Source organism: Zoogloea sp. 1C4, from assembly GCF_009469605.1.
Lineage (GTDB): Bacteria > Pseudomonadota > Gammaproteobacteria > Burkholderiales > Rhodocyclaceae > Zoogloea > Zoogloea oryzae.
In genome coordinates, this window is record NZ_SSXU01000015.1 from 22,225 (window position 1) to 42,206 (window position 19,982).

The following is a 19,982-nucleotide window of genomic DNA, read 5'->3' on the forward strand; positions in this document are numbered from 1 at the left end:
ATGGAACGACACGACATCGCCATCGTCGGCGCTGGCCCGGTGGGCATGACCCTCGCGCTGGCCCTCAAGGACGCCGGCCTCGACCTCCTGCTGCTGGACGCCCGCACCCGCGGCGCCGCGCGGAGCGATCCGCGGGTGCTGGCCCTGTCCCACGGCACCCGGCTCACCCTGGAGCGCCTGGGCATCTGGGCGCAGCTGCCCGCCACACCCATCGAGACCATCCACGTCTCCCAGCAGGGCGGGCTCGGCCGCACCGTGCTCGACGCCCATGAATACGGCCAGCCGGCCCTGGGCTACGTGGTCGGCGCCGGCCCCCTCGCCGCCGCGCTCGACGACGCCCTCGCCGCCGCCGGCATCCCGATCCGCGACCACGCGGCGGTCACCGGCCTCGCCGCCGGGGCCAACGACGTGATCCTCAGCCTCGCCGACGGCAGCAGCGTCACTGCGCGCCTCGCCGCCTGCGCCGAAGGCCTCATCGACGGCGCCGACGACGCGCAGCTCGTCGAGCGGGACTACGCCCAGCACGCGGTGATCAGCATCGCCACCCCGGCCACCGGCCACGGCCGCCGGGCCTGGGAACGCTTCACGCCGCAAGGCCCGCTGGCCGTGCTGCCCTGTGGCGACGACTGCGCCATCGTCCACACCGCCAGCCCCGACGACGCCGACACCCTGATGGCCCTCGACGACGCGGCCTACCTCGCGCGCCTGCAAAGCCACTTCGGCGACCGCCTGCGCTTTGCGTCGGTGGGCGAGCGGGCGCGCTACCCCCTCAAGCTGCGCTACCGGCCGGAGCCCGTCGGCCAGCGCACGGTGTGGCTCGGCAACGCCGCGCAAACCCTGCATCCGGTGGCCGGCCAGGGCTACAACCTGGCCCTGCGCGACGTGTGGGCCTGCGCCCAGGTGATCCTGCGGGCCGGCGGCGATCCCGGCGCGGCGGAAACCCTCGCCACCTACGCCCGCGAACGGCGCGTCGACCGCAGCGGCACGATCCGCTTCACCGACACCCTGGTACGCCTGTTCAGCAACGCCGTCGCGCCGCTCCACCATGCCCGCGGCGCCGGCCTCTTCGCCCTTGATCTGCTGCCCCCGGCGCGGCATTTCGTGGCCAAGCGGATGATGTTCGGGGCCCGCGCCTGGCCTTGATCGCCGGGGCGCCGCGCGACGTGCATTTGCAGGTCGCCGCGGCGCAGCAAACCCCGTAGAATTCGCCTCCCTGCGCGCCGCCCGGCGCCCCGCCGCCCACGGGAAGTTCCAGCATGGCCGATACCGACGACCTCCAGCACCACGACGACCTGGACAGCCACCTGAAGGAGGTCCAGCACCTGCTCGCCCGCCACAAGCTGGTGGAGGGCCTCGTGCACCGGCAGGACATGCCCAAGCATGATCTGGTCGAGAGCCTCGTCCACAAGCAGCACGTCCAGGAACTCACCCACAAGCTCGACAGCCTCCACTCGGCCGACGTCGCCCACATCCTCGAAGCCCTGCCCCTCGAAGACCGCCTCTTCGTCTGGGATCTGGTCAAGGCCGAGCGGGACGGCGAGATCCTCCTCGAAGTCTCCGACGCGGTGCGGGAATCCCTCATCGAGTCGATGGACCCGGCCTCCCTACGGGCCGCCGCCGAACAGCTCGACGCCGACGAGCTCGCCGACCTCGCGCCCGACCTGCCCCAGGAGGTGATGGAGGACGTCTACCGCGGCCTCGACCCCGAGGAGCGCGAGCAGCTGCGGGCCGCCATGTCCTACCCCGAGGATTCGGTGGGCGCGCTGATGGATTTCGAGATGGTCACCGTGCGCGAGGACGTGACCCTCGAAGTGGTGCTGCGCTACCTGCGCCGCTTCGAAGAACTGCCCGATCACACCGACCAGCTCTTCGTGGTCGATCGCGACGAACACCTGCGCGGCGTGCTGCCCATCAACCGGCTGCTGCTGAGCGACCCGGAAACCGAGGTGAGCGACATCATGCTCACCGACACCCTCACGCTCGAACCCGCCGACGAGGCCGAAACCGCTGCCCAGGCCTTCGAGCGTTACGACCTCGTTTCCGCACCGGTGGTGGATTACCACCGCAAGCTGGTGGGCCGGCTCACCGTGGCGGCGGTGGTGGACTTCATCCGTGAAGAAACCGAGAACGAGCTGCTCTCCCAGGCCGGTCTGAAAGAAGGCGAAGACATCTTCGCCCCGGTGTGGGATTCGGTGAAGAACCGCTGGGCCTGGCTGGCCGTCAATCTGGTCACTGCCTTCTTCGCCAGCCGGGTGATCGGCGCCTTTGAACACTCCATCGAGAAGCTCGTCGCACTTGCCGCGCTGATGCCCATCGTGGCGGGCATCGGCGGCAACTCGGGCAACCAGACGATCACCATGATCGTGCGCGGCATCGCCATGGGCCAGGTGCAGGAAGACGCCCTGACCCGCCTGCTCAAGAAGGAGATGGGCGTCGCCCTCATCAACGGGCTGGTGTGGGGCGGGCTGCTTGGCGTGCTGGCGTGGATTCTCTATGGCAGCGGCAAGCTGGGCGCGGTGATGACCGCCGCAATGACCCTCAACCTGCTCCTCGCCGCCTTCGTGGGCGTGATGGCCCCGATGATCCGCCACCGCCTGGGGCAGGACCCGGCGGTCGGCTCCAGCGTCATCATCACCGCCGTCACCGACTCCGGCGGCTTCTTCATCTTCCTCGGGCTGGCGACGATCTTCCTGATGTAGGGCACGCATCAGGAAGATCTCGGACATGTAGGTCGGACTTCAGTCCGACACTACGCGTTGATCCCGCGGCGGCTGTCGGACTGAAGTCCGACCTACAGGAACGCCCCCACCCACACAAACATCGTTTCAGCGCGAGAAACGTCGATTCAGCGCCTGAAACCGAGTTTCAGGGGCGCGCAATAAAGATTCAGGCGCTGAAACCTGGTTTCAGCGCCTGAATCGAAGACCTTCTGCCGGGAAACTGCGTTTCAGCGTCCGAAACGACGCCTACGGGCCGAGAAACGAAGTTTCAGGCCCGATCAGCCCGCGTTGGCCGCGAACCACGCGTCGGCAGCGGCGATGGTCGAGTCGATGTCGGCCTCGGAGTGCGCCGCCGACACGAAGCCCGCCTCGAAGGCCGAGGGGGCGAAGTAGTGGCCGGCATCCAGCATGGCGTGGAAGAAGCGGTTGAAAGTCTCGCGGTCGGAGGCCATCACGTCGGCGTAGCTCTGGGGCACGGCCTTGGCAAAGTACAGGCCGAACATGCCGCCCACAGAATCGGCGATGAAGTTCACGCCGTGCTTCCTGGCTGCGGCGTTGAGGCCGGCCACCAGCCGCTCGGTGCGGGCGGTGAGGGTTTCGTAGAAGCCCGGGCGGGCAATCTGCTCGAGGCTGGCGAGGCCGGCGGCCACCGCCACCGGGCTGCCGGAGAGGGTGCCAGCCTGATACACGCCGCCCAGCGGAGCGATCTTCTCCATGATGTCGCGACGGCCGCCAAAGGCGCCCACCGGCATCCCGCCGCCGATCACCTTGCCGAGGGTGGTGAGATCCGGCGTGATACCGTACAGGCCCTGCACGCCCCGCGGGCCGACGCGGAAGCCGGTCATCACCTCGTCGAAGATCAGCACCGCGCCGTGCTCGGTACACAGCCGGCGCAGCAGGTGCATGAAGTGGGCCGATGGCTTGACGAGGTTCATGTTGCCGGCGATGGGCTCGATGATCACGCAGGCGATCTCGCTGCCCCGGGCCTGGAAGGTTTCTTCCAGCTGGGCCGGGTTGTTGTAGTCGAGCACCACGGTGTGCTTGGCGAAGTCTTCGGGCACGCCGGCGGACGACGGGTTGCCGAAGGTGAGCAGGCCCGAGCCGGCCTTCACCAGCAGGCTGTCGGCGTGGCCGTGGTAGCAGCCCTCGAACTTGATGATCGCGTCGCGGCCGGTGAAGCCCCGGGCGAGGCGGATCGCGCTCATCGTGGCTTCGGTGCCGCTGGAAACCAGGCGCACCATCTCCATGCTCGGCAGCAGCTCGCACAGGCGCTCGGCCATGTCGATCTCGCGCTCGGTGGGGGCGCCGAAGGACAGGCCCTCGAGCGCGGCCGAACGCACCGCCTCGACCACCACCGGATCGGCGTGGCCGAGGATCGCCGGGCCCCAGGAGCCCACGTAGTCGAGGTATTCCTTGCCGTCCGCGTCCCACACCCGCGCGCCCAGCGCCTTCTTGAGGAAGCGCGGGGTGCCGCCCACCGAGCGGAAGGCACGGACCGGCGAGTTGACGCCGCCGGGAATGGTGCGCTGGGCGCGGGCAAAGAGTTCTTCGTTGCGACTGGTCATGCTGGGAGCTTCCTGAGAGGTCAATCGAACAGCCCGGCGTAGGCCGCCGCGCGGGCGGCCGGGTCGGGCGCAGAGAATACGTCGCTGATCACGGCGAGGAGATCGGCACCGGCCGCCACCAGGGCCGGCGCGTTGTCGAGGGTGATGCCGCCGATGGCCGCCACCGGCAGGCGCAGCTCGCGGTGGGCGCGGGTGAGCAGGTCGAGCCCGGCCCGCGGGGCGTCGGGCTTGGTGGAGGACGTGAACATCGCCCCGAAGGCCACGTAGTCGACACCCGCCGCGGCGCCGGCCACCGCCCGCTGCCATTCGTTGTAGCAGCTCACGCCGAGGATGCGCCCCGGCCCCAGGGCCGCGCGGGCGAGGGCCGGATCGCCGTCGTCGCGGCCCAGGTGGGCACCGTCGGCACCGATCTCGAGGGCCAGCGCGAGGCTGTCGTTGATCACCAGCGGCACCCCGGCGGCCCGGCACAGGGCCAGCAGGCGCGTGGACTGCTCACGCTTGAGGGCGGCGTCGGCGAGCTTGTTGCGGTATTGCACGATCGCCGGGCGCGACGGCAGCACCGTCGCCACGGCGGCGAGCAGGGCGTCGGTGTCGAGGAGATCGGGCGTGACGAGATAAAGACCGCGCCGCATCTTCAGCCCCCGCCCCGGTCGGGCGGGCCGGCCCAGAAAAAACGGTCGGGAATGTACTGCCCCATGCCGGGGCGGAAGGCCGCCGAGAGGGTCTGCCAGGTGAAGCCCTGGGCCTCGAAGACGGCATTGGACATGTCGAGCCCGTGGGCCAGCGCGGCCGCAGCCGCCGACGCCAGGGTGCACCCGGAACCATGGTAGCTGCCGGGCAGACGCTCCCACGGATCGGCCCGCAACACCCCCTTCGCCCCATAAAGGGTATTAACCACCTGCGGGGTGTTGGCGTGGGAACCGGTGATCAGCACATACTCGGTGCCCATTTCGAGCAACATCGTGGCGCAGTCGGCCATGCTGCGCTCTTCACCGTCATCGCCGTAGCTGGCGACGAGACGCCGGGCCTCCATCGTGTTGGGCGTGATGAGGGTCGCCTGGGGAATGATGAACTCCCGCAGCGTGGCCAGCATGAGCTCGGAGGCCAGCTCGTCACCCCGACCCGAGGCGACGATCGGATCGACGATGACCGGGATATGAGGGTAATCGGAGATGATCTCGGCGATCACCTCGATGTTCTCGACGCTGCCCAGCACGCCAAGCTTGAAGGCCTGCACCGGCATGTCTTCAAGCACCGTGCGGGCCTGTTCGATGACGAAATCCGCGTCCACGGGCAATACCTCCTCGACGCCGACAGTGTCCTGGACGGTGAGGCCGGTGATGACCGTCAGGGGATGACACCCCATGCTGGAAATCGTCATTATGTCTGCCTGGATTCCGGCGCCACCGGTAGGATCGGAGGCGGCGAACACGAGAACCAGGGGAGGAGAGGGATCGCTGCGGTTAGTAGTCATTCCGGGAAACGAGGACGCACAATTTTGACTGCGACTGCGCTACCATTCACGATCCAAGCGATTCTAGCCGAAATCACAGCGACGCACCCACATGGCAAGCCCCCCGTACAAGACCTGGATGTGCCTGATCTGTGGCTATATCTACAACGAAGAAACCGGTTCCCCCGAAGAAGGCATCGCCCCCGGCACCCGCTGGGAGGACGTTCCGCCCAACTGGACCTGTCCCGAGTGCGGCGCACGCAAGGACGATTTTGAAATGATCGCGATCTGAGGGCCCGAGGCCCCACTCGCGGAAGGCATTGACAGCAGCAAGAAGACCGGAGGGTCATGTGAATCTCAGCGGAATCAAGGTCATGGTCATCGATGACAGCAACACCATCCGCCGCAGCGCAGAGATCTTCCTCGCCCAGGCCGGCTGTCAGGTCGTGCTCGCCGAGGACGGCTTCGATGCACTCGCCAAGATCACCGACCACGCGCCCGACCTGATCTTCGTCGACATCATGATGCCGCGCCTCGACGGCTACCAGACCTGCGCCCTCATCAAGAAGAATCCCCGCCTCAAGGCCACACCGGTCATCATGCTGTCCTCCAAGGACGGTCTCTTCGACCGCGCCCGCGGCCGCCTCGCCGGTTCCGACGAATACCTCACCAAGCCCTTCACCAAGGAAAGCCTGCTGCGTTCGGTTGCCAGCCACACGCAGTCACGCCAGCTTTCCGCCCTCGACTGAACCCACGAGACGCTGCGCCCATGCCGATCAAGAAAATCCTCGTCGTCGACGACTCCCCGACGGAACGGCTCGCCCTGTCGGAAGTCCTCGTCAAGAATGGCTACCAGGTCGTGACCGCCGACAGCGGCGACGAAGCCGTCATCAAGAGCAAGACCGAACACCCCGACCTCATCCTGATGGACGTGGTCATGCCCGGCACCAACGGCTACCAGGCCACCCGCACCATCGTGCGCGACGAGGCCACCCGTGACATCCCGGTGATCATCTGCACGAGCAAGGGCCTCGAGACCGACAAGATCTGGGGCATGCGCCAGGGCGCGTTCGACTACATGGTCAAGCCCCTCGACCACGCGGCCCTGCTCGACAAGATCCGCGCCTTCAGCTGAGAAACCCCATGGCGAAGCGGATCAGCCTCCACGAATTCCAGGCCGGCCTCGCGCGGCGACTGGCCGACGCCAAGGACAGCCGGGCATCGGCCCTGCTCGGCGTCCAGGCCGGCAAGCGCAACTGGCTCATCGACCTCACCGAGGCCGGAGAAATCCTGGCCGTCCCCCCTCTTGCAACGGTTCCCCTCGCCGAGCACTGGTTTCGCGGGCTCGCCAGCGTGCGGGGCAACCTGTTCGGCGTCGTCGATTTCGCAGCCTTTCACGGCGACGCGCCGATCGCGCCGGTGGGTCAATCCCGGCTGCTGCTGATCGGGGTTCGCCACAGCCTCAACTGTGCGCTGCTCGTGACACGGGCCCTGGGCCTTCGGGCCGTCGAGGATTTCGAACCCCTCGCCACACCGCCCGACCCGGACCAGCCATGGATCGGCGATCAGGTTCAGGATGCCCACGGCACCCACTGGACCCGCCTCAAGGTTTCCGAACTACTGAATCACGCGCGTTTTCTCGACGCCGCCCAATCGTGACCAAACAATCTGGAGGAGCAGCGGGTCGCACCCGCTGAAGGAAGAAAAAAATGGCATTCAAGCTACCGGGACTGTCGCTGGGCGGCAACAAGGCCGCCACGACCAATGTGGACACGATCATCGACACCAGCGACGGGGCGCAAACCAGCGCACTCCCCTTCCTTGCGGGCAAGAGCGCATCCGAGCAGCTGCGTACCCTGCGCGTCCCGTTCCTGATCTTTGCCGTCCTGACCGCCGCGCTGGTCATCTACCAGATCCGGGTCAGCAGCTTCGGTACCGCCTATGTCACGGCCGCCGGCCAGATGCGAACCCTCTCCCAGCAGATCGCCAAGGCCAGTCAGCTCGCCCTGCAGGGTGACACCAACGCCTTCGGCGAACTCAAGCAGAGCCGCGAACAGTTCAACGCCCTGCACGGTGCCGTCACCGACGGCGGCGATGTCAACGGCACCGGCGTGCCCGGCGGCAGCAGCGCCGTCACCGCCGAGCTCGAAGCCGTCACCACCCTCTGGAAGAAGACCGACGCCGACGCCGAGAAGCTCCTGAAGGAAGAAAAGAAGCTCACCGACCTGGGCAAGGCCGTTGCCACCATCAACAACAAGAACCCCCAGCTCCTCGAACTGTCCGAACAGGTCGCCACGCTCAAGCTGCAGGGCGGTGCCGCCGCACGCGAGATCGCCACCGCCAACCAGGTGGTGATGCTCACCCAGCGGATCGCCAAGAACGCCAACGCGCTCCTGATCGCCAACGCCATCGACCCGGAAGTCGCCTTCCTCCTCGGCAAGGACACCAACACCTTCCGCGAGCAGATCGAGCAGCTCCAGAAGATGACCGCCGACGGCACCGACGCCAAGGCCAAGCTCGCCGAACTCGAAACCGTCGGCAAGGACAACCTCTCCGCCGTCCAGACCATCCTCGGCAGCATCCAGCTCCTCGTGAAGGCCAAGGAAGCCGGCAGCCACATCTTCAAGGATTCCGGCCCGCTCCTCGAAAAGACCTCCGAACTGGCCGAAGGCTACTCCAACGCCTACACCGGCTTCTTCACCTGGGTATCCCTGTCGATCATCGTCTGCGCCCTGCTCGCCCTGGCCTGCCTGGCCCTGATGGCCAAGACCTACAACGACGACATCGCCCGCCGCCGCGCCGCCTCCGAACAGCTCCGGGAAGCCGCCGAAACCGAACGTAACGGCACCCAGCAGGCCATTCTGCGACTGATGAACGAGATGGGCGACCTCGCCGACGGTGACCTGACCGTCCGCGCCACCGTCACCGAAGACATCACCGGCGCCATCGCCGACTCGGTGAACTACACCATTGAAGAACTCTCCGTGCTGGTGCGCCGGATCAACGACGCCGCCATCCGCGTGACCACCGCCACCGAATCCGCCCAGCGCACCTCCGACGAACTGCTCTCCGCCACCGAACGTCAGGCCCAGGAACTGCGCCTCGCCGGTGAAACCGCCCAGAGCATGGCGAGCTCCATGAGCGCGGCGTCCGAAGACGCGCTGCAGTCCGCCCAGGTGGCCCGCCGCTCCCTCGAAGCCGCCCAGAAGGGCGCCGCCGCGGTGGAAGACACCATCAAGGGCATGAACGACATCCGCGAGAAGATCCAGGAAACCTCCAAGCGCATCAAGCGCCTCGGCGAATCCTCCCAGGAGATCGGCGAAATCGTGGAGCTCATCTCCGACATTACCGAACAGACCAACGTCCTCGCCCTCAACGCCGCCATCCAGGCCGCCTCCGCCGGTGAAGCCGGCCGTGGCTTCTCGGTGGTTGCCGAAGAAGTGCAGCGCCTCGCCGAACGCTCCGCCGAGGCCACCAAGCAGATCGGCGCGATCGTGAAGACCATTCAGACCGACACCGGCGACGCCGTGGCGGCAATGGAAAACGCCACCCGCGACGTGGTCGACGGCGCCCGCCTGTCCGAAACCGCCGGCCAGGAACTCGCCGAGATCGAACGCGTGTCCGCCGAAACCGCCGAGCTCATCGAACGCATCTCGGTCAGTACCGAAGTCCAGGCCAAGGCCGCAACCCAGGTGGCCGAGAAGATGCGCGGCATTCTGGCGATCACCGACCGCACCACCACCGGCACCCAGCAGACCGCCGTGTCGATCGGCGAACTGGCGGATCTCGCAGTTGAACTCAAGGGTTCGGTCTCCGGCTTCAAGGTCTGACCCGCACACCCCGACCAGGAACGGAATCCGTCCCCCACGTACCGATGAGCTCAGCACATGAACTCGACCTGGGTCCGCTGACCTGGGTCAAAGGCGAAATCGACCTGGCCCTCGAAAGGGCCCTGGGCGCGCTCGCCGAGGCCGGCAACGCGCCAGACCGTCCTGGTCGCATCAAGTTCGCCCAGACCCACCTGCACCAGGCCCACGGCGCCCTGTCCATCGTGGGCCTCGACGGCCTGACCCAGTTCTCCGAACAGCTCGACCGGCTGCTCGGCGAAATGGCGTCCACCCAGGTGCCTGCCACGCCTGACACCATCCGTCTGGCGACCCGCTGCATCGCAGCCATCGGCAACTATCTCGACGAGCTCACCCGTGGCCAGCCCGACCAGGCCCTGCGCCTGTTCAGCCTGTACGGCGAACTCGCCCACGCCCGCGGCCAGGACGCCCCCACCGCCGGCGAGCTGTTCTTCCCCGATCTGACCCTGCGCCCGGCCTTCCCGGCCGCCGCCGAAGGCGGCGACGATCCCAAGCGCCTGCGCGCACTGCGCGGCCGCTTCGAACGGGGCCTGCTCAAGTGGTTCCGCAACGCCGACGATACCGCCGGCCCGCAGGAGATGCGCGAATCCGTTGCCGGCATCGAAAGCCTCCAGGCCGTGCCCGCGTCCCGCGCCTTCTGGGCCGCCGCCACCGCCTTCTTCGACGCCCTGGGCCAGGGCGCCCTGCCCGCCGACGCCGCCACCAAGCGCCTGTGCGGCCGGATCGACGCCCAGATGCGTCGCGTCATGGAAGGCTCCAGCATCGTCGCCGAGCGCCTGATGCGCGACGTGCTCTACCACGTCGCCACCACCTCGGCCCACTCGCCGGCCATCGACAGCATCCGCGGCACCTACCAGCTGCAGGACCTGATCCCCGACGCCGACCGGCCGATCCGCGACACGCCCATCGCCCCGATCCTGCGCAAGCTGCGCGAAGCACTCTCCGATGCCCGCGAAGCCTGGGACCAGTTCTCCAAGGGCGGCGCCATCGGCCTGCCGCGCTTCCAGGACACCATCGCTCCGATCATCGACCAGGCCCGCACCGTGGGCCAGCCCGAAGTCGCCGACCTCGCCGCCGCCCTGGGCGAGCTCGCCCGCTGGCTGCGCCAGGACCCCCTGCGCCTCACCGACGCCCTGTCGATGGACGTCGCCACCGCGATGCTGCTCCTCGACACCCGGCTCGACGCCCATGCCCGCGCCGACAACCGGGAAGACGTGCAGATCGACGCCATCCTCGAGCGCCTGCGCGCCCATCAGCGCGGCGAGAAGCTCGCCCCGATGGCCATCTCCGAGCCCGACGCCCAGGCCCGCCAGGTCAATCGCCAGCTCGCCCACGAGATCCTCACCAGCCTCAACGAAGTCGAGACGAGCCTCGACGGCTTCTTCCGCTCGCCGGGCAACACCGACATCCTCGCCACCGTCCGCGCGCCCCTCAAGCAGGTCGAGGGCGCCCTCTCGGTGATGAACGACGACGGCGCCGTGCGCCTCGTCCAGGACGCCGCCGCGCGCATCGCCGCGCTGCCCGCCGAAGCCGGCGACAACACCCGCGCCTTCGAAGAGATTGCCCACCGCCTGTCGGCCCTCGGTGTCTACATCGAAGCCCTCCAGCACGGTCCCGCCGACCTCGCCCGCATCCTGCGCCCCGACGACGTGCCCGACGTGGCCGACAGCGTCGAAGCCGAGCTCGCCCAGCAGAAGCGCGAAGCCGCGGCCCTCACCGCCGCCCTCAAGGACAACCCGGACGACATCGGCCTGCGCACCGAGCTCCAGCTCAACCTCGAGAGCCTGCGCCAAGACGCCTCCCTCACGGCCGACCTCGAACTCGAAAAGCAGGCCCGTCAGGCCCTCACGATGCTCGACGCCGGCGAGCTGTTCAGCGCCCCCGCACCGATCGCCGCAGCCCCCGCCGCGCCAGCCCTGTCCGCCGAAGCCACCCGTCTCCTCGACGCCAGCGAAGAGGAGATCGACGCCGAACTCCTGTCGATCTTCATCGAAGAGGCCATCGAAGTCCGCAGCACTATCGCCCGCAAGATCGTCGAACTGCGCGAGCGTCCCCGCGACGTGGAGGTGCTCACCACCATCCGCCGCAGCTTCCACACCCTCAAGGGCAGCGGCCGGATGGTCGGCCTCAAGGACTTCGGCGAAGCCGCGTGGAGCATGGAGCAGACGCTCAACCACTGGCTGCGCCTCGAACTGCCCGTCAACGCCGAGCTCCACACGCTCATCGACGACGCCCATGCGGCCTTCTCCGCCTGGATCGACCAGCTCAATGCCGGCGCCGGCACCCACAAGGACGTCAGCCAGCTGCTCGCCGACGCCGAGCGCCTGCGCTCCGAGGCCCCCGCCGAGGCACCCGCCCGGGTCACACCCGCGCCTGCCGCCCCCGCCACGCCCCCGAGCGCCGCCGGCGACACCGAAGAGATGGATCTGGAATCCACGATCATCGTGCCGGATGCCAGCTTCACCGAAACCGACATCGGCACGCCAATGGCCCTCCATCACGAGGCCCCCGACGCACCGCCGCTGATCGAACTGCAGTTCCCCGACCTGAGCTTCGTCGAACCCGAAGCCGAGCCTGCCCCCGCGGCCCCGGCCCCGGCTCCGGCCGACGACTTCAGCCTCGACTTCGACCTGCCCACCGACTTCCCCGCCGAAGCACCCGCAGCCGAAACGGCCCCGCCGACGCTCATCGAAGCCCCGCTTCCCCTCGAAGATCTGGCCCCCGAAGACGAGCCCGAAGCCCTGCCAGCGCTGCCCGACAGCATCCAGACCGTCGAGGAAGCCCTCGCCGATCTCGAAGAGAGCATCGAGCTGCCCGACACCTTCGAAGCTGTCGAAGCCCTGCCAGTCGAAGCCATCGACGCTCCGACCATCGAGATCCCGACCCTCGACGAAACGCCCACCTTCGATCTGCCCGTCACCGACGAACCGCTGGAGCCCCTTGAGCCGCTCGAAACGGTGGAAGTCGAGGCCGCCGGGATCGAAGCCGAGCCCGAAACCGAAGAAGCCATCAACATCGAAGAGATCGACGCCGAAAACGTGGCCGACGACGACATCAGCCAGGACGAAGTGCGCCTGGGCGATGTCGTGCTGTCCCGCCCGCTGTTCGACCTCTACCTCGTCGAAGCCCGCCAGCACGTGGCCACCCTGCGCCACGAGCTCGCCCGGCTGTCGGTCAACCCGAGCCTTGTCCCGCCCCAGTCGGCGATCCGGGCCGCCCACACCCTCTCCGGCATCTCCGGCACCGCCCGCTTCGTCGCGCCCCAGGCGCTCGCCAAGGCCCTTGAGCTGGCCGAACAGCGCCTGTCCGACCACGACCGCGCGCCCACGGCCGACCAGACCATCCTGCTCAACAGCGCGGCCACCGCCCTCGAAGGCATGCTGGTCCAGCTCTCAGCCCGCAGCCTGCCCCAGCCCGCACCGGATCTCGTCGAACAGCTCGACGGCATCCTCGCCTCGCATCTGGCCGAAGTCATCAGCCTGCGCCCCGAAGCACCGCCGGCCCTGGTGACCACGCCGATCAATCCGGTGCCTGCGGCGCCGCGTCCGGCCGAACCCACTGCCGCGGCACCGCAACTGCGCGACGAGCTCGACACCGACCTGCTGCCGATCTTCCTCGACGAAGGCAACGAACTCCTCGACCAGCTCGACGTCGCCGTCCACAACTGGCGCGGCAACCCGACCGACACCACCAACGCCGCCGGCATCGCCCGTCTGCTGCACACCCTCAAGGGCAGCGCGCGGATGGTCGGCGCGATGAGCCTCGGCCAGAGCCTGCACGATCTCGAAACCCGCCTTGAGCGTGTGCGCGGCCAGAACGCCGCCGAGTCCGGCATCCTCGACGAGCTCGAAACCGCCCTCGACCAGACCCGCCAGGCCCTCGACACCCTCGGCAACCCCGAGGCCGCCGCGCCGGCGCCCGAGCCCGTCCAGCCGGCAAGCCCCGTCGCCACCCACATCGATCTGGACGACACCGCCCCGGCCCAGCCCGGCGAACTCGCCGCCCAGGCCGCCCGCACCATGCTGCGGGTCGAAGCCAGCCGCATCGACCAGTTCGTGAACGAGGCCGGCGAGATCTCCATCGCCCGAACCCGGATCGAAGGCGAACTGCGCACCCTGCGCCGCTCCCTGCTCGACCTCACCGAAAACGTCATCCGCCTGCGCAACCAGCTGCGCGAAGTCGAAATCCAGGCCGACACCCAGATGCAGTCCCGCCTGTCCCAGGTCGAGACCCATCACACCGAGTTCGACCCCCTGGAGATGGACCGCTACACCCGCCTCCAGGAACTCACCCGGATGATGGCGGAGAGCGTCGGCGACGTGACCACAGTCCAGCAGAACCTCCTCAAGAACCTCGACGGCGCCGAATCGGCCCTGCACGCCCAGTCGCGGATGGCCCGCGAGCTTCAGCAGTCGCTGATGTACGTGCGGATGGTGCCCTTCGACAGCCTCGCCGAGCGTCTCTATCGCCTCGTCCGCCAGACCGCCAAGGAGCTCGGCCGGCGCGCCAACCTCGACATCATCGGCGGCCAGATCGAAATCGACCGCAGCGTGCTCGAGGCCATGACCGGCCCCCTCGGCCACCTGGTCCGCAACGCCGTCGCCCATGGCATCGAGCCGCCCGACGTGCGCCGCGCCGCCGGCAAGCCCGAGATCGGCCAGATCACCCTGCGCGTCGCCCACGAAGGCAACGACGTGGTGATCGAATTCCGCGACGACGGCGCCGGCCTCGACTTCGCCCGCATCCGCGCCCACGCCCTCGAAACCGGGCTGATCGAAGCGGGCGAGGAAACCGACGACAAGCGCCTCACCAACCTGATCTTCGTGCCGGGCTTCACCACCGCCAGCCTGTCCAGTCTTGCCGGCCGCGGCGTCGGCATGGACGTGGTGAAGAGCGAGACCGCCGCCGTCGGCGGCCGCATCAGCGTCGCCACAGAAGCCGGCCAGGGCACCACCTTCCGCATCCACCTGCCGCTCACCCTCGCCGTCACCCAGGCGCTGCTGGTGCGCGCGGGCGGCCGTACGCTGGCGATTCCGTCGTCGATGGTGGCCCAGGTGCTCGAACTCAAGCCCAAGGCCCTCGAAGAGGTCCGCGCCAAGCGGGGCACCGAATGGCTCGGCGAGCACTTCAGCTACCGCTACCTGCCGCGTCTCCTGGGCGATAACGAATCCCAGCCCCAGCTCGACCGCTTCAACTGGGTGCTGCTGCTCCGGGCCGGCTCCGAAACCCTCGCCCTCCACGTGGATGCCCTGCGCGGCAACCAGGAAGTCGTCGTCAAAAACGCCGGGCCGCAGTACGCCCGGATGGTCGGCTACTCCGGCGCCACGGTGCTTGGCGACGGCGAGATCGTGCTGATCCTCAACCCGGTCGCGCTGGCCGGCCGCGCCCACGCCAGCGCCGAAGACGTCCTGCCGGCCACCAGCCGCAGCAGCCTCACCCCGGCCCAGCCGACGGTAATGGTGGTGGATGACTCCCTCACCGTGCGCAAGATCACCGGCCGCCTGCTCGAACGGGAAGGCTACCGGGTCATCACCGCCAAGGACGGCGTGGACGCGCTGGAGCAGCTCCTCACCGCCAGCCCCGACGTCATCATCGCCGACATCGAGATGCCGCGGATGGACGGCTTCGACCTCACCCGCAACATCCGCGCCGACGCCCGCCTGAAGGCCGTGCCGATCATCATGATCACCTCCCGCACGGCCGAGAAGCACAAACGTTACGCGGAAGAGATCGGCGTCAACCACTACCTCGGCAAGCCCTACGACGAGGACGTGCTGCTGCAGCTGATCCGGGATTTCGTCACCAACGCCACACTCTGACCCGGACTAAAGCGCCGCTTTCGTCCGGGGCGGGCCCCGGCTTGGCTATAATCGGTCGTTTTCCCTGCGCGACCGCCCCATGAACCTGCTCTTCGAAGAGGATGGTGCCTTCAAGACCGGCACCATCCTGACCGACAACGACGCCTCCCTGCAGGTGGAAACACCCCACGGCAAGCGCCTCAAGCTGAAGAGCAACCACGTGCTGATGCGTTTCGCGCAGCCGGGTGCGGGCGATCTGCTCGACCGCGCCGAGACCGAGGCCGAAGGCCTCGACACCGAATTCCTTTGGGAAGTCTGCGGCGACGACGAGTTCGGCTTTGCCGAGTTCGCCCGCGAATACTTCGGCCACGAGCCCAGCCCCGTCGAATCCGCCGCAGTGCTGCTGCGCCTGCACGCCGCGCCGATCTACTTCCACCGCAAGGGCCGCGGCCGCTTCCGCAAGGCTCCGGCCGAGATCCTCCAGGCCGCCCTCGCCGGCCTCGAGAAGAAGCGCCAGCAGGCCGCCGCCGTCGAGCGGATGCGCGACGAACTCCTCGCCGGCCAGTTGCCCGAAGAGCTCAAGCCGCTGGTGCGTCAGCTGCTCTACAAACCCGACCGCAACCGCCTCGAAACCAAGGCCCTCGAAGCCGCCTGTGCCGAAAGCGGCAAATCGCCGGCCCGGCTGCTGCTCGCCTGTGGCGCGCTGGCCTCGTCCCACGAGCTGCATTTCGACCGCTTCCTGTTCGAGTACTTCCCCGCGGGCACCGACTTCCCGGCCTTCGAGCCGCCGGTCGCGCCGACCGACCTGCCGCTCGCCGACGTGCGCGCCTTCTCCATCGACGACGCCGCCACCACCGAGATTGACGACGCCTTCTCGGTCACGCCGGTCGATGGCGGCTGGCGCATCGGCATCCACATCGCCGCGCCCGGCCTCGGCTTCGGCCGTGATTCCAGCCTCGACGCCATCGCCCGCGAGCGCCTGTCGACGGTCTACATGCCGGGCAACAAGATCACCATGCTGCCCGACGCCATCGTCGAGGGCTTCACCCTGGGCGAAGGCCGCGACTGCCCGGCGCTGTCGCTCTATCTCGACGTGAGCCGCGACCTCATCGTCACCGGCAACCACTCGCGCATCGAGCGCGTGCCGGTGGTCGCCAACCTGCGCCACCACGACATCGAGCCGGTCTTCAACGAGACCACCCTCGCCGAAGGCGGCCCGGACTTCCCCTGGAAGACCGAGCTCACCCTGCTGTGGGAGCTCGCCACCGTGCTCGAAGCCGGCCGCGGCAAGCCCGCCGCCAACCAGAACCTCGTCGATTTCAACTTCAGCGTCGATTGGTCCGAAACCACCGCCGACGGGCCCGGCCGCATCGAGATCGGCCGCCGCTCCCGCGGTTCGCCCCTCGACAAGCTGGTGGCCGAGCTGATGATCGCCGCCAACAGCACCTGGGGCAAAGCCCTCGCCGACGCCGGTATCCCGGCCCTGTATCGGGCCCAGACCGGCGGCAAGGTGCGCATGACCACCGCCGCTGCGCCCCACGAAGGCCTCGGCGTCGATTGCTACGCCTGGTCCAGCTCGCCCCTGCGGCGCTACGTGGATCTGGTCAATCAATGGCAGCTCATCGGCTGGCTCAGCGGCAGCACGCCGGCCTTCCCGCCCAAGTCGCCCGAGCTGATCGCTGCGATGCGCGACTTCGAGCTCACCTACGCCGCCTACGCCGAGTTCCAGCGCGGCATGGAGCGCTACTGGTGCCTGCGCTGGCTGCGCCAGCAGGGCCACCCGGCCATGAGCGCCCGGGTGCTGCGCGAGAGCCTCGTGCGCCTCGAAGCCATCCCGCTGATCTTCAAGGTTCCGTCGATGCCCACCCTGCCGCCGGGCACCCGCGTGCAGCTGGCCATCGACAGCACCGACCTGATCGACGTGGACGTGCGCGCCACCTATCTCGAAACCCTCGCGCCGGCCGGCAGCGAGCCCATCGAGATCGACGACGAAGACCTGCCGGAGGCCGAGGCTGCGCCCTCAGCGCCGGAGGCCCCCGTCGCCACCACCGAGGCCCCGCCCGCCGCCTGAGTCCGCCATGCAGCCGCTCCAACGTCCGCCCGCCCCGTCGCCCTCCCCGACGCCCGTCTCCGGCCCTGCCGCCGGCGCGGGCGGCGCGTGGCCGACCTTCGCCGGGCGGTCGGCGCGCTATGCGCTCGAATGGGGCGTCGGCATCTCGCTGGCGATCCACGCCGTGCTGCTGTCGATCCACTTCGTGATGCCGGACCCGGCCAAGTTCAAGCGCAACGACAAGGGGCTGGAGGTCGTGCTGGTCAATTCCCGCCATGCCCAGCGCCCCGACACCGCCGACATCCTCGCCCAGACCAACCTCGACGCCGGCGGCAACTCCGACAAGAAGGCCCGTCCCGCCACCCCACTGCCGCCCATGGAGCAGACCCGCGCCGGCGACAGCCTGATCGAAGCCCAGCGCCGCAGCGAACAGCAGCAGGCACCCCAGGTCCAGGCGATGACCACCAGGCAGGCCAAGGCCGCGCTCGCCGTCGATCCCCGCCACGCCAACCCCTCCGAGGCCCCGCGCCAGGTGTCCGGCTACGACCTCCTCGACAGCTCCGCCGCGGTTGCCCGCATCGAGGCCCAGATCGACAAGGATCTGATGGACTACGCCTCGCGGCCGCGCAAGAAGTTCATCGGCGCCCGCGCCCACGAATACCGCTTCGCCCAGTACGCCGAGGACTGGCGCCAGAAGATCGAGCGCGTCGGCACGCTCAACTACCCCGATGCCGCCCGGGGCAAGCTCTACGGCAGCCTGCTGCTGTCGGTCACCATCCGCGCCGACGGCAATGTGGAGAGCGTCGAGATCCTCCGCTCCTCCGGCCACAAGCTCCTCGACGACGCCGCCCGCCGCATCGTGCAGCTCGCCGCGCCCTACGCCGCCTTCCCGCCGGACATCCGCAAGGACACCGACGTGATCGAGATCACCCGCACCTGGACATTCACCAACGCGGACATGCTGCAGACCTCCGCCCGCAAGGATTGACCCGATGGACCGTTACGCCGTGATCGGCAACCCGATCGGCCACAGCAAGTCGCCCCGCATCCACGCCGCCTTCGCCGCGCAGACCGGCCAGCAGCTCAGCTACGAGGCGCTGCTCGCCCCCCTCGACGGCTTTGCCGCCACCGTGCGCGAGTTTCAGGCCGCCGGCGGACGGGGGATGAACGTCACCGTCCCCTTCAAGCTCGAAGCCTTCGACCTGGCCGACCGGCTCACCCCCCGCGCCCAGGCCGCCGGCGCGGTGAACACCCTGGCCTTCGGCGCTGACGGCACCCTCGGCGACAACACCGACGGCGCCGGCATCCTGCGCGACATCACCGTCAATCTCGGCTTCGCCGTGACCGGCCGGCGGGTGCTGCTCCTCGGCGCCGGCGGCGCGGCCCGCGGCACCGTGCTGCCGCTCCTCGACGCCCGCCCGGCCAGCCTCACCATTGCCAACCGCACCGCCTCCAAGGCCGCCGAGCTGGCCGACGAGTTCGCCACCGCCGGCACGGTCGCGCCCACCGGCAGCGGCCTCGCCCAGCTTGCCGGCCAGCAGTTCGACCTGGTCATCAACGCCACCAGCGCCAGCCTGTCGGACGCCGCGCCCGATCTGCCCGCCGGCCTCTACGCCCCCGGCAGCCTCGCCTACGACATGATGTACGGCAAGGGCGAGACGCCCTTCCTCGCCGCCGCGCGCGCCCAAGGCGCCGCTCGCCGCGCCGACGGCCTGGGGATGCTCGTCGAACAGGCCGCCGAGAGCTTCTTCCTGTGGCGCGGCGTGCGCCCCGAGACGGCCCCGGTGCTCGCCGACCTGCGCGCCAGCCTCTGAGCCCGCCCGCCATGGCCCGAGTCTGGCACTGGACACGGCGCGCCCTCGTGGCGCTGGTGCTGCTGTTCGTCGCCTATCAGGTCTGGCTGCTCGGCCACGTGCTGTGGTGGAAGTGGAACCCGCCCTCCGGCACCAGCTTCATGAGCCTGCGCCTGGACGAGCTCGCCGCCGACAAGCCCGACGCCGAGCTCCACTACCGCTGGGTGCCCTACGAGCGCATCTCGATCCACCTCAAGCGCGCCGTGGTGGCCGCCGAGGACGACAAGTTCGTCGATCACGAAGGCTTCGACTGGGAAGGCATCCAGAAGGCCATCGAGAAGAACCAGAAGAAGGGCAAGCCCGTCGCCGGCGGCTCGACGATCAGCCAGCAGCTCGCCAAGAACCTCTTCCTCAGCCCCGCCCGCAGCTACTTCCGCAAGCTCGAAGAGGCCATCATCACGGTGATGATCGAGACTTTGTGGGACAAGCGGCGCATCCTCGAGGTCTATCTCAACGTGGTCGAATGGGGTAACGGCATATTCGGCTGCGAGGCCGCCGCCCAGCGCTACTTCCGCGTCCCGGCGGCGCAGCTGGCGCCCAACCAGGCCGCCCGGCTGGCCGTGATGCTCCCCAATCCGCGCAAGTACGAGAAGAATTTCAGCCCCCGCCTGGCCGCCCACGCGGCCCGCATCCAGGGGCGCATGCAGTACTCCGACGTGCCCTGAAAAGCGCCGTCG

The 19,982-nt window shown here is 68.8% G+C and carries 15 protein-coding genes; 12 read left to right on the plus strand and 3 right to left on the minus strand.

The features are described 5' to 3' along the window. A complete protein-coding gene (locus GH681_RS16545; protein WP_153162607.1) occupies positions 1-1,143 on the plus strand; it encodes an FAD-dependent monooxygenase in 1,143 nt (380 codons plus the stop codon). Positions 1,144-1,256: 113 nt separating this feature from the next. Next, positions 1,257-2,699, plus strand: a complete 1,443-nt coding sequence (gene mgtE / locus GH681_RS16550) for a magnesium transporter (protein ID WP_153162608.1) — start codon at positions 1,257-1,259, stop codon at positions 2,697-2,699. 299 nt (positions 2,700-2,998) lie between these two features. Here mgtE and hemL read toward each other — a convergent pair whose 3' ends face one another. The 3 genes from hemL to GH681_RS16565 are packed head-to-tail and all read right to left on the minus strand — an operon-like array spanning position 2,999 to position 5,759. Further along, the gene (hemL, locus tag GH681_RS16555; RefSeq protein WP_153162609.1) at positions 2,999-4,285 is read right to left on the minus strand and encodes a glutamate-1-semialdehyde 2,1-aminomutase; all 1,287 of its coding nucleotides are present in this window, start codon (positions 4,283-4,285) and stop codon (positions 2,999-3,001) included. A 20-nt stretch (positions 4,286-4,305) separates the two neighbouring features. After that, positions 4,306-4,917: a thiamine phosphate synthase gene (thiE, locus tag GH681_RS16560; RefSeq protein WP_153162610.1), complete on the minus strand. Its 612-nt coding sequence runs from the start codon at positions 4,915-4,917 to the stop codon at positions 4,306-4,308. 2 nt (positions 4,918-4,919) lie between these two features. Further along, positions 4,920-5,759 carry a hydroxymethylpyrimidine/phosphomethylpyrimidine kinase gene (locus GH681_RS16565; protein WP_153162611.1) on the minus strand — a complete coding sequence of 280 codons (840 nt, stop codon included), beginning with the start codon at positions 5,757-5,759 and terminating at the stop codon, positions 4,920-4,922. Positions 5,760-5,877: 118 nt separating this feature from the next. On the opposite strand from GH681_RS16565, the gene GH681_RS16570 reads away from it, so the two are divergent. The 10 genes from GH681_RS16570 to mtgA all read left to right on the plus strand — a co-directional run bounded on the left by GH681_RS16570 (position 5,878) and on the right by mtgA (position 19,970). Beyond that, a complete protein-coding gene (locus tag GH681_RS16570) occupies positions 5,878-6,030 on the plus strand; it encodes a rubredoxin (protein ID WP_228111947.1) in 153 nt (50 codons plus the stop codon). A gap of 58 nt (positions 6,031-6,088) precedes the next feature. Then, a complete protein-coding gene (locus GH681_RS16575) occupies positions 6,089-6,487 on the plus strand; it encodes a PleD family two-component system response regulator (protein ID WP_153162613.1) in 399 nt (132 codons plus the stop codon). A gap of 20 nt (positions 6,488-6,507) precedes the next feature. Next, complete coding sequence (locus GH681_RS16580) at positions 6,508-6,873, plus strand: response regulator (protein WP_153162614.1); 366 nt, start codon at positions 6,508-6,510, stop codon at positions 6,871-6,873. 8 nt (positions 6,874-6,881) lie between these two features. Further along, positions 6,882-7,397 carry a chemotaxis protein CheW gene (locus tag GH681_RS16585; protein WP_153162615.1) on the plus strand — a complete coding sequence of 172 codons (516 nt, stop codon included), beginning with the start codon at positions 6,882-6,884 and terminating at the stop codon, positions 7,395-7,397. Positions 7,398-7,447: 50 nt separating this feature from the next. After that, a complete protein-coding gene (locus tag GH681_RS16590) occupies positions 7,448-9,568 on the plus strand; it encodes a methyl-accepting chemotaxis protein (protein WP_153162616.1) in 2,121 nt (706 codons plus the stop codon). A gap of 44 nt (positions 9,569-9,612) precedes the next feature. Beyond that, entirely contained in the window at positions 9,613-15,423 is a 5,811-nt protein-coding gene (locus GH681_RS16595; RefSeq protein ID WP_153162617.1) for an Hpt domain-containing protein, read from the plus strand. Between the two features lie 79 nt (positions 15,424-15,502). Then, positions 15,503-17,473: a ribonuclease catalytic domain-containing protein gene (locus GH681_RS16600; protein ID WP_153162618.1), complete on the plus strand. Its 1,971-nt coding sequence runs from the start codon at positions 15,503-15,505 to the stop codon at positions 17,471-17,473. Positions 17,474-17,480: 7 nt separating this feature from the next. Further along, positions 17,481-18,440: an energy transducer TonB gene (locus tag GH681_RS16605; protein ID WP_153162619.1), complete on the plus strand. Its 960-nt coding sequence runs from the start codon at positions 17,481-17,483 to the stop codon at positions 18,438-18,440. A 4-nt stretch (positions 18,441-18,444) separates the two neighbouring features. After that, the gene (gene aroE / locus GH681_RS16610; protein ID WP_153162620.1) at positions 18,445-19,266 is read left to right on the plus strand and encodes a shikimate dehydrogenase; all 822 of its coding nucleotides are present in this window, start codon (positions 18,445-18,447) and stop codon (positions 19,264-19,266) included. An 11-nt stretch (positions 19,267-19,277) separates the two neighbouring features. Beyond that, positions 19,278-19,970, plus strand: a complete 693-nt coding sequence (gene mtgA / locus GH681_RS16615) for a monofunctional biosynthetic peptidoglycan transglycosylase (protein ID WP_153162621.1) — start codon at positions 19,278-19,280, stop codon at positions 19,968-19,970. Positions 19,971-19,982: the final 12 nt, after the last annotated feature.